The 16,629-nt window shown below is 71.1% G+C and carries 13 protein-coding genes; 10 read left to right on the forward strand and 3 right to left on the reverse strand.

The genetic code is table 11. The annotated features are described in order from the left end of the window. Nucleotides 1–38 precede the first annotated feature (38 nt). From mraY to murG, 4 genes are read left to right on the forward strand one after another with little or no spacing between them, the layout of a single operon-like run. On the forward strand, nt 39–1,106 hold the full coding sequence (gene mraY, locus CcI156_RS02880; RefSeq protein ID WP_076804216.1) for a phospho-N-acetylmuramoyl-pentapeptide-transferase: 1,068 nt from the start codon (nt 39–41) through the stop codon (nt 1,104–1,106). 4 nt (nt 1,107–1,110) lie between these two features. Further along, nucleotides 1,111–2,526, forward strand: coding sequence for a UDP-N-acetylmuramoyl-L-alanine--D-glutamate ligase (gene murD / locus CcI156_RS02885; RefSeq protein ID WP_011435855.1), 1,416 nt, complete (start codon nt 1,111–1,113; stop codon nt 2,524–2,526). Between the two features lie 2 nt (nt 2,527–2,528). After that, entirely contained in the window at nt 2,529–4,121 is a 1,593-nt protein-coding gene (gene ftsW / locus CcI156_RS02890) for a putative lipid II flippase FtsW (protein WP_076804217.1), read from the forward strand. A 3-nt stretch (nt 4,122–4,124) separates the two neighbouring features. Continuing rightward, nucleotides 4,125–5,255, forward strand: coding sequence for an undecaprenyldiphospho-muramoylpentapeptide beta-N-acetylglucosaminyltransferase (gene murG / locus CcI156_RS02895; protein ID WP_011435857.1), 1,131 nt, complete (start codon nt 4,125–4,127; stop codon nt 5,253–5,255). 57 nt (nt 5,256–5,312) lie between these two features. Here the strand turns inward: murG and CcI156_RS02900 are convergent, their stop codons facing one another. Next, entirely contained in the window at nt 5,313–5,762 is a 450-nt protein-coding gene (locus CcI156_RS02900; RefSeq protein WP_011435858.1) for a nitroreductase family deazaflavin-dependent oxidoreductase, read from the reverse strand. 333 nt (nt 5,763–6,095) lie between these two features. Next, a complete protein-coding gene (gene murC / locus CcI156_RS02905; RefSeq protein ID WP_076804218.1) occupies nt 6,096–7,604 on the reverse strand; it encodes a UDP-N-acetylmuramate--L-alanine ligase in 1,509 nt (502 codons plus the stop codon). A gap of 435 nt (nt 7,605–8,039) precedes the next feature. On the opposite strand from murC, the gene ftsZ reads away from it, so the two are divergent. The 6 genes from ftsZ to CcI156_RS02935 all read left to right on the forward strand — a co-directional run bounded on the left by ftsZ (nt 8,040) and on the right by CcI156_RS02935 (nt 13,081). Further along, nucleotides 8,040–9,530: a cell division protein FtsZ gene (gene ftsZ, locus CcI156_RS02910; protein ID WP_011435860.1), complete on the forward strand. Its 1,491-nt coding sequence runs from the start codon at nt 8,040–8,042 to the stop codon at nt 9,528–9,530. A 23-nt stretch (nt 9,531–9,553) separates the two neighbouring features. After that, the gene (gene pgeF, locus CcI156_RS02915; RefSeq protein WP_023840537.1) at nt 9,554–10,237 is read left to right on the forward strand and encodes a peptidoglycan editing factor PgeF; all 684 of its coding nucleotides are present in this window, start codon (nt 9,554–9,556) and stop codon (nt 10,235–10,237) included. Between the two features lie 14 nt (nt 10,238–10,251). After that, a complete protein-coding gene (locus CcI156_RS02920) occupies nt 10,252–11,154 on the forward strand; it encodes a YggS family pyridoxal phosphate enzyme (RefSeq protein ID WP_235608351.1) in 903 nt (300 codons plus the stop codon). 10 nt (nt 11,155–11,164) lie between these two features. Further along, entirely contained in the window at nt 11,165–11,707 is a 543-nt protein-coding gene (locus CcI156_RS02925; protein WP_076804219.1) for a cell division protein SepF, read from the forward strand. 74 nt (nt 11,708–11,781) lie between these two features. Beyond that, nucleotides 11,782–12,036 carry a YggT family protein gene (locus CcI156_RS02930; RefSeq protein ID WP_076804220.1) on the forward strand — a complete coding sequence of 85 codons (255 nt, stop codon included), beginning with the start codon at nt 11,782–11,784 and terminating at the stop codon, nt 12,034–12,036. A 94-nt stretch (nt 12,037–12,130) separates the two neighbouring features. Next, entirely contained in the window at nt 12,131–13,081 is a 951-nt protein-coding gene (locus CcI156_RS02935) for a DivIVA domain-containing protein (protein ID WP_076804221.1), read from the forward strand. Nucleotides 13,082–13,355: 274 nt separating this feature from the next. Here the strand turns inward: CcI156_RS02935 and ileS are convergent, their stop codons facing one another. Continuing rightward, nucleotides 13,356–16,565 (reverse strand): isoleucine--tRNA ligase, encoded by a 3,210-nt coding sequence (gene ileS / locus CcI156_RS02940; protein ID WP_076804274.1) that lies wholly within the window; start codon nt 16,563–16,565, stop codon nt 13,356–13,358. Between the last annotated feature and the right edge of the window lie 64 nt (nt 16,566–16,629).

Raw genomic sequence — 16,629 nt, forward strand, 5'->3', positions numbered from 1 at the left:
TGGCTTCACACACGCGGACCCGCGCGGGTGACGCACGCGTGAGAGGCGTTCTTATCGCGGCCATGGTCGCGTTGGTCGTGTCGTTGCTGGGCACACCCTGGGTGATCCGGCTCTTCCGCCGGCAGGGATATGGCCAGGAGATCCGCGAGGACGGGMCGTCCAGCCACCTGACCAAGCGGGGCACCCCCACGATGGGGGGCACTGTCATCATTGTCGCTGCCCTGGCCGGGTACTTCCTGGCCCACCTGGTGACCGGCATCGGGTTCACCGCGTCGGGTCTGCTTGTGCTGATGGTGATGACCGGGCTTGGCCTGGTCGGCTTTCTGGACGACTACATCAAGATCCGCAAGCAGCGCAGCCTCGGGCTCACCGCCCGGATGAAGTTCACCGGGCAGGCCGCGGTCGCGATCGTCTTCGGCCTGCTGGCCGTCCGGTTCAAGAACGACRCCGGGCTGCTCCCCGGCTCGACGTACATCTCGATCGTGCGGGACACGAGTCTCTCCGTCGGCATCATCGCCTTTCCCTTGCTGGCCTGGATCATCATCGCCGCGACCTCTAACGCGGTGAACCTCACCGACGGCCTCGACGGCCTCGCGGCCGGCACCTCGGCAATGGTGTTCGGCGCGTACGTCATCATCTCCTTCTGGCAGTTCGGCAACCTGTGCGAGCCGCACGCGGCCGAGGCGGGCTGTTACCTCGTGCGTGATCCCCTCGACGTCGCGCTGGTCGCGGCGGCGGCGATGGGGGCCTGTTTCGGGTTCCTGTGGTGGAACGCCAGCCCGGCGAAGATCTTCATGGGGGACACCGGGTCGCTCGCGCTGGGTGGTGCCTTCGCCAGTATCGCGATCGTCAGCCGGACCGAGCTGCTTCTCGTCGTCCTCGGCGGCCTGTTCGTCATCGAGACCCTGTCCGTGATGATCCAGGTCGCGTTCTTCAAGGCGACGAAGAAACGCGTGTTCAACATGGCGCCGATCCATCACCATTTCGAGCTCGCCGAATGGCCCGAGACGACGGTGATCATCAGATTCTGGATCGTCTCGGGACTCGCGGTGGCCTTCGGCCTGGGCCTGTTCTACGCGGAGTTCCTCTCCCACGGAGGTGGCTGACGCCATGACGGGCGACGGTCAGGGCCCGGGCGACGGTCAGGGCCCAGGCAACCTCACGACCTCGATCTCCTGGGCGGGCCTGCCCGTGCTGGTCGTCGGGATCGGGGTCTCCGGGCTCGCCGCGGCCCGGGCGCTGCTTGCCCGCGGTGCGCGGGTCCGGGTCGTCGACGCCGGCGACTCCCCACGTCACCAGGGTGCGGCCGCGACGCTGCGGGCGCTCGGGGCCGAGGTGAACCTCGGCGGCCTGCCGGCCGGCCCCGGGGACAGCGCCCTCGTCGTCACCTCGCCCGGCGTCCCGCCGACGGCCCCGCTGATCACCGGGGCGGCCGGCGCCGGGATCCCGGTCTGGGGGGAGGTGGAGCTCGCCTGGCGGTGGCGGGGTGGGAGCCGGTGGCTCGCCGTCACGGGAACGAACGGCAAGACGACGACCACCGAGATGCTCGGCGCGATGCTCGCCGCCGGTGGCCGGCGATCCACCACCGCCGGGAACATCGGGACCCCGATCGTGGACGCGGTTGCCGCCGAGCCGCCCTACGAGACCCTCGCGGTGGAACTGTCCAGCTTCCAGCTCCATTACACCCACACCATGGCCCCCCTCGCCGCGGCCGTGCTCAACGTCGCCCCCGACCATCTCGACTGGCACGGGGGCGCGGCGGCCTATGCGGCAGCGAAGGCGGGGATCTGGCGTCGTCCCGGGACGACCGCGATCGGCAACGCCGACGACGCAACCAGCGCGGACCTGCTCGCCGCCGCTCCGGGGCGGCGGGTCCTGTTCGGTCTCGACCCGGCGGCCCGGCCGCGGCCCGGCCTGACCGTCGTCGACGGCCACCTCGTCGACGACGCCTTCGGTGGCGGGCGGCTGGTCGCCGTCCGTGACCTCGTGCTGACAAGTCCGCACATGATCTCCAATGCGCTGGCCGCCGCCGCGCTTGCCCGCGCCGAGGGCGTTGGCCCGGCCGCGATCGGCGCGGCGCTCGTCGCTTTCCGGCCCGGCGCCCACCGCAACGCCGAGGTGGCCGTCATCGACGGGGTCCGCTGGGTGGATGACAGCAAGGCGACGAACCCACACGCCGCCGCCGCGTCGCTGGCCGGCTACCCCTCGGTGGTGTGGATCGCGGGCGGCCTCAACAAGGGCCTCGCCTTCGACGATCTCGTCCGCGACGCGCGCCGGGTGCTGCGCGCCGCGGTCCTCATCGGGCGCTGCGCCGATGAGATCGCCGCCGCTCTCGCCCGACACGCCCCCGATGTCCCCGTGGAACGGGCTGACGGCATGGACGATGCGGTGAAGGCTGCGGCGGCGTTCGCGACCACCGGTGACACTGTGCTCTTGGCGCCGGCCGCGGCCTCGATGGACATGTTCCGGGACTACGCGGCGCGCGGAGATCTGTTCGCGGCGGCGGTCCGCGCACGAGAGGGGTAACCGTGGCGGGGTCGGGAGCGTCGTCGCCGCCGTCCACCGGGACGTCGGCGCGGCCCGCGCGGGCGGCGCGAGGGCCCAAAGCCGTGCGAACCGGCTCCGCGGCCGAGCCCGACTCCGCCGGCGGGGGAACCGGCGCGGCGGACGGGGCCGAAGCACGGCTGCCGCTGCTCGACCGGCCGTTGGCGTCCTACTACCTGCTGCTGTCCTCGGCCGCTCTGCTGCTGGTGCTCGGACTGGTCATGGTCCTGTCGGCGTCGAGCGTGCGCTCCTACGCCGACTTCGGCTCCTCCTACACGCTGTTCATCCGGCAGGTGATCTGGGTCGCGATCGGTCTGCCGGTGGTCGCCGTCGCCTCCCGGCTGCCTGTGCGGGTCTTCCGCGCCTTTGCCTACCCGTTGTTGCTCGGGACCGTGCTGATGCTGATGGCGGTGCTCATCMCGGGTATCGGCAGCGTGCGTGGTGGCGCCCGCCAGTGGATCGTCGTCGGGCCGATCACGATCCAGCCCAGCGRGTTGGCGAAGATCGCCCTTGCGCTGTGGTGTTCGGATCTGCTTGTCCGCAAACGGCGGCTGCTGTCCGACCCCAAACACCTGCTCGTTCCGCTGGTCCCGGTGTTCCTGTTCATCGACCTGCTGCTGCTGCTGGAACCGGATCTCGGCGGGGCGATCTGCGTGACCGTCGTGCCGTTGACCGTGCTGTGGGTGATCGGTACCCCGATGCGCCTCTACACCGGGATCCTGGGATCGATGGTCGCGGCGGCGTCGGTCCTCGCCGTGGTCGAGCCCTACCGCGTCCGGCGCCTGCTGTCGTTCACCGATCCGTTCGCCGACGCGCACGGCGACGGCTTCCAGGCCGTGCAGGGCATCTATGCCCTGTCGACCGGCGGCTGGTGGGGGGAGGGCCTTGGYGCATCCCGGGAGAAGTGGCCGCAGTTACTGCCCGCGGTGCACACCGACTTCATCCTCGCGATCATCGGCGAGGAACTCGGGCTGGTCGGCAGCCTGGTGGTGGTGGGCCTGTTCGGCGTRCTGGGATACGCGGGCCTGCGGATTGCGCACCGTTGTGACGAGCTGTTCGTCCGGCTCGCCGCAGCGGGGGTCACCGCCTGGATCCTCGTCCAGGCGGTGGTCAACATAGGTGCCGTCGTGGGTCTGTTGCCGATTACCGGCGTCACCCTTCCGCTGGTGTCGTTCGGTGGCTCCGCGTTGCTGCCGACCCTCGCGGCCCTCGGCATGCTGCTCTCCTTCGCCCGGTCCGAGCCGGCCGCGGCCGAATTCTTGTCCCGACGGGCCGAGGAACGCCACGCCGCGCGTCTCGCCGCGTCCGGCCGGCGCCGCCAGCGCTGGCGCCGCGGCCGGGAGCGGCGCGCCGATGCCACCGGGGTGATACCGCGGGAGGAGAGGCGGCCGCCCGGCCGCCGGGGCCACCGACCGGACCTCGGCCTCGTACCGGTCGACGACGCGCGGTCGGGTCCGGTGGGTCCGGTGCCGGAGTCCGGGTCGGGGCGTTCGTCGGGGCGCATATCATCCCGTGTGCGGGCCCGGGTGACCGGGGCCGGGCTGCCCGGGAGACGGCGTGATGTGTCATCGTCTTGACCGATGTTGCGAAGCGTAGTGCTCGCCGGCGGCGGGACAGCCGGCCACGTGGAACCCGCACTCGCCGTCGCGGACGCGCTGCGGGCGACCGACTCCCGGGTACGGCTGACCCTGCTCGGCACCGCGACCGGTCTGGAGGCGCGCCTGGTGCCCGCCCGGGGCCATGAGTTGGCGACGGTGCCGAAGGTCCCGATGCCGCGCCGCCCCACCCCGGCCGTGTTCAAGCTGCCCGCCCGGTTCCTCGACGCGATCTGTCAGGCGGGGGAGACCCTCGACCTGGTTCGGGCGGACGTGGTCGTGGGGTTCGGTGGATACGTGTCCGCGCCCGCGTACCTCGCCGCCCGGCGCCGCGGCATCCCGATCGTGGTGCACGAGGCGAACCCGCTGCCGGGACTGGCCAACCGGCTCGGCGCCCGGCTCACCCCGTTCGTCGCCACGTCCTACCCGAGCACGCCCCTGCGCGGCGCGACGCTCACCGGGATCCCGCTGCGGGGGGAGATCCTCACCCTCGACCGTTCCCCGGCCGCGATGCGGGCCGCCCGGGCGCGCTACGGGCTCGACCCGCACCGGCCGACCCTGCTCGTCTTCGGCGGTTCGCAGGGCGCCCGCTCGCTCAACCAGGTGATGACGGCGGCGGCGCATCCCCTTGCCGCCGCCGGGATCCAGGTGCTGCACGCGACCGGACCGAAGAACTTCGACGAGGTCGCCGCGGCGCTGCCCCTCGACCTGCCCACGCCATACGAGCTGCGGCCGTACCTCGACCACATCCCCTCGGCCTACGCCGCGGCCGACATGACCCTGTGCCGGTCGGGCGCGATGACATGCGCGGAACTCGCCGCGGCGGGGCTCCCGGCGGTGTACGTCCCCCTGCCGCACGGCAACGGTGAGCAGCGCCGCAACGCGCTGCCGACGGTGGAGGCCGGCGGTGGTCTCCTCGTCGACGACGCCGAGCTCAGCGCGTCCTGGCTGCTCGAGAACGCGCTGCCGGTGCTCATCTCCGCCGAACGGCTGGCGAAGATGTCGGCCGCCTGCGCCGGCAGCGGCCATCCCCAGGCCGCCGCCGCGATCGTCGCCATGATCCGGGACGCCGCCGCCACCCGGCGGCGATCCCGCCCGCGGCACGCGGCTCCCTGACCGCTCCGCCGTCCCCGGCCGCTGGACAGCCAGGGGGTGTCCAACGCTGGCCGGTTATCACAGCGTGACCAGCACGACCACCGGGATCTCCCGTTCCACCTGCTCCTGGTGGCCGCGGATCCCCGGCATCGTCTCGACCAGTGCCTCGTAGAGCCGCTGCCGCTCGTCCCCGGTGGCGGTCAACGCCTCGGCCTCGAACCGGTCGGTGCCGAGCTCCACCACGACCTTCGGCTCGGCCGTCAGGTTCTGGTACCAGTCCGGATGCCGTGGGGCGGCCATGTTGGACGCGAAGACGACGATGCGGCCGGGACCGCCGTCCATGACGTACCCCAGCGGGGTGGTGTGCTCCTTCCCGCTGCGCCGCCCGGTCGTCGTCACGAGCACCAGCCTGGAACCGGGCAGCGTCTTCTCCAACACGCCGCCAGTCGCCCGGTACTCGGCGATCACGGTCTGATTGACCGCCCTGACGTCGAAGCCAGGTCTGCGCGGGTCCTGCGTGTCGGCCATCGTCTCGATCCTCACCTGTCGCCGCCGGCCATGCCGGCGGGGGCGTGTTGCGGCAGTCAACCATCGACGCCGGGCAACAGCCGGCAGGATCATCGCCCGGGACGTCGCGTCGGCGTTACGGGTCCGCGGCGCGGTGCCGCTTTCACGCCGGGGAGGAGGCGCCGTCTCACGGGCATCGGATGGCACTTCTTTGTACGAGAGAATTGAAGCCCTTCTTGTTTTCGACGGTACCCCACCGCGGTACCTCACCGCCGTTCGGACGGCCGTGGGGGAGTACCCGTCGCGGCGAGGTAAGGCGGCATGAGAGCGCCATTGGACGCTCACATGCAACGGTCAACCGGCCGCCGAGAAGCCCAGGGCGGCCAGCAGCCGGGGACCGACCGTGGTGATCGTTCCCGCTCCGAGCGTGAGCAGCAGGATCCCCCGCGACGCCTCGTCGCTCAGGGTGACGCGGACGTCCGTGGCGAGTCGTTCGACGAGTTCGGGCCAGGACACGTAGTATGTTGCCGCCGGCTCGCTCACCCGCTTGACCAGGTCGACGGCATGCAGACCGAGGTCGTCGGTCTCGCGGGCGGCATAGATGTCGGTGACGTACACCCGGTCGGCGTCGCTGAACGCKGCCGCGAAGTCGTCCAGTAGCGCGGCGAACCGACTGAACGTATGTGGCTGGAGTACCGTCCAGATCTGCCGTCCCCGAGCCCGTGAACGGGCCGCGGCGAGCGTCAGACGGACCTCCGTCGGATGATGCGCGTAGTCGTCGATCACCTCCAGGCTGCCCGGACCTCCGGCGGGTCCGACGCCGGTGCTGTCGGCGGGGCCGTTCCAGAAGCCCACGAACTCGAACCGTCGGGCCGCGCCGGTGAAGGTCGTCAGGGTGGTGAGGGTCTGGGCGGGAGCGACTCCCAGCTCGGTGGCGGTGGCGAGGACCGCGAGCGCGTTCAGCACCGAGTGCCGGCCGGGTACCGTCAGGGTCAGCGCGCCGATCTCCTGACCGGCCCGCWGGACGGTCGCCCTGGTCATGTCGTCCCCCGCGGTGGTGACGACGTCGACGGCGCGCCAGTGGCGTTCGGCACCGAAGCCGTAGTCGATCACCGCGACGTCATTCACCGCGACGTCATTGCCGGGCCGCTGGCGACCCAGCTCGGTGAGGACGGCGACCACCCCGGGATGATCTCCGCAGACGACCAGTCGTCCACCCGGCCGGACCCGTCGGGCGAACGCGGCGAAGGCCGTCCGGACCGATGCCTCGTCGGGGAAGACGTCAGGGTGCTCCCACTCGACGTTGGTGATGACGGCGATGCTCGGGTCGAGGCCCGCGAAGGCGCCGCCGTACTCGTCGGACTCCAGGACGAAGACGTCGCCGGAGCCGGCCAGCGCGTTCCCTCCCAGCTGTGACACCTCCGCGCCGATGACCGCCGTGGGATCCAGCCCGGCGGCGCGCAGGACCAGGGTGAGCATCGCCGAGGTGGTCGACTTGCCGTGCGAACCGGCGACGGCGACCAGCCGGTAGCCGGCGGTGAGCTCCGGTAGCCATTCCGAACGGCGGCGCACGGGCAGACCGAGCGCGCGGGCGGCGACGATCTCCGGATGGTCGTCGGGCAGCGCACTGGACGCGACCACGACATCCGCACCGGCGAGCTCGGCGGCGAAGGCGGCCGGACCGGGCGTGGCCCCGATCCGGATCGGTACCCCCCGTGCGCGTAGGGTCGCCACCCGGGGCGAGTCTTCGGAGTCACTGCCGCTCACCGTCCCGCCGCCCGCGAGATGGATCTGGGCCAGCGGAGACAGGCCGCTGCCTCCGATGCCGAGGAAATGGACGTGCTGGGTGCGCTGACCGGTCACGGGAGGCAGTACACCATCATCGGCCCCGGTGGTGGTGAGGTCTCTTGATCCGTGGCACGGCCAGGCGTCGGGATCCGTACATTGATCGGGGTCCGTACATTGAGACGAAGCCCCCGTCGGCTGCGCCGGGAAGGTCGCCGGAGGCGAGTCACGGTTACCACAGACTCCTTCCGGGGCGGGGGTCCCCGCATTGTGGCGAAGCCACCATGCGGGGAAAGTCGTGACGCGCCGACAGCGTCCTTGACCACCGCCGAAGCCGTGCCTACTGTCCGATCCACAGTCGGAAGTTGACATAACTGTAACCGTCTAGCTGACGGTGAAGGTTGAGACTTCGACTGCTTTCCTCGCTCGCCGCGCGGCTCCGCCTTCCCGCGGCGGCGCAGGGGCGGGGTAACCCCCGTCCGACCACCGACGCCGCTGGAGGACCGACACCGCATGGCTGCCCCACAGAACTATCTCGCGGTCATCAAGGTCGTCGGGATCGGTGGTGGTGGCGTCAACGCCGTCAACCGGATGATCGAAGTCGGTCTCAAGGGCGTCGAGTTCATCGCCATCAACACCGATGCCCAGGCCCTGCTCATGAGCGACGCCGACGTGAAACTCGATGTCGGCCGTGAGCTCACCCGAGGCCTCGGCGCCGGAGCCGACCCCGAGGTCGGCCGCCAGGCTGCCGAGGATCACCGGGAGGAGATCGAGGAGGTCCTCAAGGGGGCCGACATGGTCTTCGTCACCGCKGGTGAGGGTGGTGGCACGGGTACCGGCGGTGCGCCGGTCGTCGCGAACGTCGCCCGCTCCCTCGGAGCACTCACCATCGGTGTGGTCACCCGGCCGTTCACCTTCGAGGGTCGGCGCCGGGCCACTCAGGCCGACACCGGTATCGACACTTTGCGTAATGAGGTCGACACCCTCATCGTCATCCCGAACGACCGTCTGCTGGCGATGACGGACCGGGACATCAGCGTTCTCGACGCCTTCCGCAGCGCCGACCAGGTGTTGCTCTCCGGTGTCCAGGGCATCACTGACCTGATCACCACGCCCGGCCTGATCAACCTGGACTTCGCCGACGTCAAGACGGTCATGTCCCATGCCGGCAGCGCCCTGATGGGCATCGGACGGGCCCGCGGCGACGACCGGGCCACCGTCGCCGCCGAACAGGCCATCGCGTCCCCCCTGCTCGAGGCGAGCATGGACGGGGCTCAGGGGGTGCTGCTCAACATCTCGGGTGGGTCGGACCTCGGCCTGTTCGAGATCAACGCGGCCGCCGAGCTGGTCGCCGACGCGGCCCACCCGGAAGCGAACATCATCTTCGGTGCGGTCATCGACGACGCACTCGGGGACGAGGTGCGGGTGACGGTCATCGCCGCCGGCTTCGACACCGTCCAGGACCGGCGGACCCGCACCCTCAACGCGGCGGGGCAGCGGCGCCCGCCGGGGCCGGCCGGCGGGTCGGCTGCCGGGCCGCCGACGGTGGCCGCCCCGGCCACCTCGCCCGCGACAACGATCCTGCCGCCGCTGCCGACGATCTCCACAGTCCCGTCTCGGACGCCGCCCGCCGCCCCCGCCACCCCCGCCGCGCCCCCGCCCGTCGCGCCGGTCCCGCCGCCCACACCGAGCTACCTGCAGGCACCCCCGCCGCCGATCGCGCCGTCGAACGTCGGTCATTACCACCCGGAACCGCTGCCGGGGGCGCCGGCCTCGAACGAACCCGCTGCGGCCGCCACGGCCGAATCGACCGTGATCCCGACGATCGAGTCTCGCCTCGCCCCGCCGAACCGTGAACCGGTGGAGCCGCCGGTCGATCAGGCCTATGGTCAGCACCGCCCGGAGCCGCCGCGCACTGCTCCCCGGCCGACCTACCCGCCTCGCCGGCCGGTGCGGCCGGTGGCCGACGACGACGAGTTGGACGTGCCGGACTTCCTCAAGTAGCCGGTGCCAGGCAGACTTCCGGCATGCCGGTTCTCGTCACCTCGCGCTCGGGCGGGGTCAGCGACCCGCCGTTCGAGGGACTCAATCTGGGCGACCACGTCGGGGATGCCGACGAGGCCGTCGCCGTCAACCGACGCCGGCTCGTCGACCGGCTGCGGATGCCGGTCCAGTACATGCGGCAGGTGCATGGGAGGCAGGTCGCCGTGTTGCGTCGGCACGGGCCGCCTCCACAGGCGGACGCGCTGGTGACCGATGTCCCCGGCCTCGTGCTCGCCGTGATGGTTGCCGACTGCGCACCGGTGCTGTTCGAGGCCCCCGCGGTGGTGGGAGTGGCGCACGCCGGCCGGGTTGGGATGGCCAGTGGCGTGATACACGCCACTCTTGGGGTCCTCGAGCGGCTCGGCGCCGCCCGGGACGAGCTCCGTGTCACCATCGGTCCATGTATCTGTGCCGGCTGTTACGAGGTGCCGGAGGATCTTCGTTGCGAGGTGGATACCCAGGTGCCGGGGAGTGCGGCCACCACCCGCGTCGGCACCGCGGCGATCGACCTGCGTGCCGGTATCCGTCGTCAACTCGCCGCCGCCGGTGTGACCGATATAATAATTTCTGCTCGATGCACCGCCGAGGATCCGGAGCTCTACTCCTACCGTCGAGAGGGTCGGACGGGACGCTTCGCCGGTCTGGCCTGGCTCGGGCCGACGCCATGATCCACCGGCCCGAGATGCCCGCGAGGCATGGCGCATCCGGCTCGGGGGAGTCCGACGGACCGTTCGACCCGGACCGGCCTGCCCCGGACCGGCCCGCCCCGATCGAGCTCGATCCGGCGCGCCTGGACCGGTTGACGCAGCGGCTGGCCGAGGTCCGGGCTCGGATCGCGGGGGCGGCCCGGGCCGCGGGCCGTGATCCGGACCACCTCACCCTCATTGCGGTCAGTAAAACCTACCCACCCCAGGATGTTGTGATGATGCACACGCTCGGGGTGCGGCACTTCGCCGAGAACCGGGAGCAGGAGGCCGGGCCGAAGGTGAGTCTCGTCACCCGGCTGATCGGCGGGGAACGGAGCGTCCCGGCCAAGGGAACCGGTGACGGCCTGTCCTCCGGTGCCACCGGTTCCGACGATCCGATCTGGCATTTCGTGGGACAACTGCAGCGCAACAAGGCCAGATCCGTTCTTCGTTGGGCGGATTGGGTGCAGTCGGTGGATCGGGTGAGCCTGGTGCCAGTGCTCTCCCGGCTGGCAATGGAACGCGGCCGCCCGCTGTCGATCTGTCTCCAGGTCTCGTTGGACCTCCCTGGTGCTTCCGATGGGAAGATCGGCGCGTCGATCGCCGGCTCGAGGCGCGGAGGGATCGATCCGGCCGGCCTTTCCGCCCTGGCCGATCTTGTCGAGGAGGCGCCGGGACTGGCCCTGCGAGGCGTGATGGCTGTCGCCCCCCGGAGGGGGCAGCCACGACCTGCGTTCGCGCGACTGCGTGAGGTGGCGGAACGCCTGAAGGTGGGGCATCCCCAGGCCACCGTCATCAGTGCCGGCATGTCGGGAGATCTTGAGGACGCTGTGGCCGAAGGCGCGACACACCTTCGGATCGGCACCGCTTTGTTCGGTGAACGGCCTGGTGTCCCTTAGAGTCGCGCCCATGGGGCTCGGGCGCAGGGCGATGGTCTACCTCGGTCTGGCCGAGGAGGATGAGGACTATCTCGACGACGACTATGACGACGGTCGTGCGGTCGGTCGTGACGACCGGCGTGCTATGCACGAACCGGTTCCGATGGACCGTACGGTCCGTCGGATAGACGCACGTGAGGAGCCGGTCGCCATGCCGCGACGTCCACCGGWCGAACCGCTGCGTCCCGCCGGTCCCGTGCCGATGCGCAGGGTGGCCGCGGTGGAGGAGTCGCACCCCTACCGGATCACCACGCTTCAGCCACGCAGCTACAATGAGGCGCGCCAGATCGGCGAGGAGTTCAGGGACGGGACGCCCGTTATCATGAACCTCACCGACATGGACGATGCCGACGCCAAGCGGCTGGTCGACTTCGCCGCAGGTCTGATCTTCGGGCTGCGGGGCGACCTCGAGAAGGTGACAAACAAGGTCTTCCTGCTCTCGCCGCACAACGTCGAGGTCACCGAGACGGACAAGCGACGCATCCGCGAGGGTGGGTTCTACAACCAGTCATAGTCAGGGGGCGTTCGCGTCCCCCCCGTTTCTCAGGAGAGAGCACCATCAGCACAGTAGGAAGCTTGATCTTTTGGGTGCTGACGGTCTATCTGTTGCTCCTGATAGCACSATGGATCATCGATCTGGTTCTTGCCCTCAGCCGATCGTTCCGCCCGACCGGCCCGCTGGTACTGGTCTTCGAGATCGTGTACACGGTAACTGACCCTCCGTTACGATTCATCCGGCGATTTCTTCCGCCGTTGCGGGTGGGTAGCGTTGCGCTTGACCTCGGGTTCCTGCTGMTCTTCCTAGTGGTCATCGTGCTTCGAAGCTATGCGCAGAGGCTGTGACGGGGTTGTTGTGCACACCGCGAGCGCGGGCGCGGCAGACTGCCCGCAGACCGCCCTCTCTTCGGGGAGCGGCGATGCCGCACGAGGAGGCGACGTGGCTCTGACACCACAGGACGTTCAGAACAAGGTCTTCAGTCCGACGAGGTTTCGCACGGGCTACAACGAGGATGAGGTCGACACCTTCCTCGACGAGGTCGAGGCCGAGCTGACGCGGCTGCTGGACGAGAACAGCGACCTGCGCCGGCAGCTCGACGAGGCCCGGCGTTCCGGCGGTGGTGGTCCGGGCGTGCCCGCRCAGATCCTCGAGGAGAACCAGGGCCTGCGCCGCCAGCTCGACGAGGCGCGTCGCCAGATCGCCCAGGCGCAGGCCCAGGCCGCCCAGGCTGCCCGGGAGCGGGGCCAGCAGCCGCAGCCCCCCGCGCCGCAGCAGGGTGGCGCCCCCACCACGGTGATCTCGGCGGTGGGTACCTCCGGACCGCCCGCCCGGGCCGGCGGCAACCCGCAGGTGGAGGCCGACATCGAGCAGCGGGTCGCCCGTACCCTCGTGCTGGCCCAGCGCACGGCGGACGAGGCGCTGCGCGAGGCGCGCGCGGAGTCCGAACGCGCCCGCCGCGAGGCGAGGGCGGACGCGGACCGCATCATCGGTGAGGCCCGGGCGCACGTGGCCGAGCAGCTCGGCGGCTTGGAGGACGACAAGCGTCGTCTCGAGGGCCAGGTCGAGCAGCTTCGGGCGTTCGAGCGGGAGTACCGCACCCGGCTGCGGGCCTACCTGGAGATGCAGCTGCGGGACCTGGACGGCATGCCGACCCAGCCGGCCGTCGGTGCCGGCGGGCCTCCGCGGCCGGGCCTCAACCCGGGTGGTGGACCCACACCGCCCGCGGTGGGCATGGGGCCCAGTGGCGCTGCGCAGAGCCCCGCCCACCAGCCGACCTTCCCGCCCGGTCCGCCCCTGCCCGCCGGCGCCGCCATGGCCCGCGACARCGGTCACGGCCGGCCGGACATGGACGCCACCCGGCGGGACGCCCCGGGAATGCAGGAGTTCTGATCATCCACCGCGCGGCCCTCGGCGGGTCCGGCGTGGCCCTCGGCACCGGCGCGGACGGCCGGTCTCGTGATGGGGTGATCGAGAGATGCTGACGCTTTGTGGAGCGGTTCTTGCTCTGTGTACGGTTCTTGCGGTGGTCGGCATCCTCGCCGGCAGCGGTTTCGTCTATGCGTCCCTGATCTTGACGCTGGCCGCCGCGGCGCTGCTCCCGGCGGGAGCAGTACGCCGGGCCTCTCGCTGGCCCCGGGCCTCTCGCTGACCCCGGGCCTCGGTCTCAGCCGCCGGTCGTCTCGTGCCGGGTGAGCGTGAACGCCAGGCCCAGCTCCTCGGCCGCCGAGCGGGCTGCCGTCTCGCGCGGCTGCGCCGCAGGTAGCTCCGTGCGGGCCGCCTCGGTGAAGGAGACCGCCAGCACCTCCTCGGCCACCGTCTGACCGTGGGTACGCAGAGCGAGCGCGGTCTCCTCGCGCGTCGCCGCCCAGGAGACGTCCACCCGGTCGGTGATCTCCAGCCCCGCCGCCTTGCGCGCGTCCTGGAGCACCCGGACGACGTCGCGGGCGAGCCCGGCGCGGGCGAGCTGCGGGGAGATCTCCAGGTCGAGGGCGACGGAGAGCCCGGACTCGGCGGTGACCGCCCAGCCCTGCCGCGGCGTCTCCGTGATGATCAGCTCGTCCCCGGACAGCTCGACGTCCTCCCCGTCAACGGTGACGGTGAGCCGTCCGTTGACGGGAGGACCGGCGGCCGCGATGGCCGCGGCGGCCGCCTTGGTGTTCCTGCCGAAGCGCCGCCCCAGCGCCCGGAAGTTCGGCTTCACCGAGATGTCGACGACCTCCGAGGTCGCCGGCTCCACCGTGGTCACGTTGAGCTCCTCGGTGATCTGCGCGATCAGCTCGGGGGAGAGCTCGTCAAAGGCACTCGCGCCGACGACCGCCCGCGGCAACGGCTGGCGGGTGCGCACCCCGCTGGCGGCCCGGGCGGCGCGGCCGAGTTCCACGATCCGCCGGACGAGATCCATCTGCTCCGAGAGCTCCGGCGTGTGCAGCCCCGCCGGGAGCTCGGGCCAGGCGGCCARGTGCACCGAGTCGGGGGTCCGCGGGGATGCGTCGGCGAACAGCCGTGACCACAGCCAGTCGGTGAGGAACGGCGTGAACGGCGCCATCACCCGGGTCAGCGCGTCCAGGCAGGTGTGCAGGGTGCTCAGGGCGTCGGCGTCGCCGGCCCAGAACCGGCGGCGGGACCGGCGGACGTACCAGTTGGACAGGTCGTCGACGAACCGGGCGATCCGCCGCCCGGCCCGCAGCGAGTCGAAGTTCTCCAGCGCATCGTCCACCTCGGCGACGGTGGCCGCGAGCTCGGACAGCGCCCAGCGGTCCAGCACGTGCCGTCGGGCCGGCGGTGTCGCGCGCGGGTCCGCGGCCGGGTCCGCGCCTGGGCGCCAGCCGGCTRCCCCGGCATAGAGAGCGAAGAAGGACGAGGTGTTCCAGTAGGTGAGCAGGACCTTGCGGACGATGTCCTCGATCGCCTCGTGACTCACCCGGCGGTCCGCCCACGGCGAGCCGCCGGCGAGCATCAGCCAGCGGACCGCGTCCGCGCCGTGCCGCTCGAACAGCTCGAAGGGATCGAGCACGTTGCCGAGATGCTTGCTCATCTTGCSGCCRTYGGCGTCCAGGAGCAGGCCGAGACAGAGCACCGTCTCGTAGGAGGAGCGGCCGAACACCAGCGTGCCGACCGCCATCATCGTGTAGAACCAGCCGCGGGTCTGGTCGATCGCCTCGCAAATGTACTGCGCCGGGTACTGCCGGGTGAACGCCGCGAGGTTGTGGTGCGGGGCGCCCCACTGGGCGAACGGCATCGCGCCGCTGTCATACCAGACGTCGATCACCTCGGGCACCCGGTGCGAGGCGCCGCCACAGGTCGGGCAGGTCCCGGTGACCTCGTCGACGAACGGGCGGTGCGGGTCGAGGTCGGCCAGGTTCCGCCCGGCGAGCTCGGAGAGCTCCGCGAGTGACCCGACGCACACCAGGTGGGTGGGGTCGTCGTCGCAGCGCCAGACCGGCAGCGGTGTCCCCCAGTATCGGTTGCGGGACAGCGCCCAGTCGACGTTGCCGCGCAGCCACTCGCCGTACCGACCGGTCTTGATCCGCTCGGGGTGCCAGGTCGTCCGCTCGTTCTGCGCCAGCAGCTCGTCGCGGATGGCGGTGGTCCGGATGTACCAGGACGGCAGCGGATAGTAGATCAACGGTGTGTGACAGCGCCAGCAGTGCGGATAACTGTGCGTATACGTCGACGCCCGCCACAGCCGGCCCCGCTCGCGCAGGTCGGCGGTCAGCGGCGCGTCGGCATCCTTGAAGAACATCCCACCGACCAGGGGGACGTCGGCGAGGAAGCGACCGTCCGTCCCGATCGGGTTCACCACCGGCAGCCCGCTCGCCCGGCAGACCGCGAGGTCCTCCGCGCCGAACGCTGGCGCCTGGTGGACCAGGCCCGTGCCATCCGTGGTCGTCACGTAGTCGGCGAGCACGACCGAGTGCGGGACGCCGGTGCCGGCCGCGAACCGCTCGGCCGCCAGCAGCTCGAACGGGCGGGTGTAGCGGGCACCGGCCAGCTCCGCCCCGCGGAACCGCTCGACGATCTCGGCGTCCTCGCCGAGGGCCGCGGTGACCAGTGGTTCGGCGACGACGAACAACTCCCCGTCCCCCGCGCGGGCCAGGACGTACTCCACCTCCGGGTGAACGGCCACCGCCGTGTTCGACACCAGCGTCCACGGGGTCGTCGTCCATACCAGCAGCTGCGCACCCTGCCCGGCGAGGCCCAGGGCGTCGGCGACGAGCGGGAAACGGACGTAGACCGAGGGGTCGTCGACGTCCGAGTAGCCCTGGGACACCTCGTGGTCACTAAGCGGCGTTTCGTCGCGCGGGCAGTACGGGGTGACCCGGAAGTCCTCGACCAGCAGGCCCTGGTCGAAGATCTGCTTGAGCGACCACCAGACGCTCTCGACGTAGCTGGTGTCCATGGTGCGGTAGGCGCCATCGAGGTCGACCCAATAGCCCATCCGCTCGGTCATCGCGGAGAAGTCCGCGACATGGCGCARCACCGACTCGCGGCACCGGGCGTTGAACTCGGCGATGCCGAACGCCTCGATGTCGTTTTTGCTGGTGAAGCCGAGCTCCTTCTCGACCGCGAGCTCGACGGGCAGCCCGTGGCAGTCCCAGCCCGCCCGCCGGGGAACGTGGTAGCCCTTCATCGTCCGGTAGCGGGGGAACAGGTCCTTGAAGACCCTGGCCTCCACGTGGTGCGCCCCCGGCCTGCCGTTGGCGGTGGGTGGGCCCTCGTAGAAAACCCACAGCGGGCGGTCCGCGGTGGCCTCCAGCGAACGGTGGAACACCTTGGTGTCGCGCCAGCGGGCCAACGTCTCCCGCTCCAGGGCGGGCAGGTCCACCTGGGCGGGCAGCGGAGCGAAGGTGGGATGCCGCAGAGGGGTGCTCATCGTGGGGACCCGGTCTCCATAGTCGTAATCTCCGTCGGGCTGGTTCTCCAACGGAGGGACGACG

The sequence above is a fragment of the Frankia sp. CcI156 genome (assembly GCF_001983015.1).
Taxonomy (GTDB): domain Bacteria; phylum Actinomycetota; class Actinomycetes; order Frankiales; family Frankiaceae; genus Frankia; species Frankia casuarinae.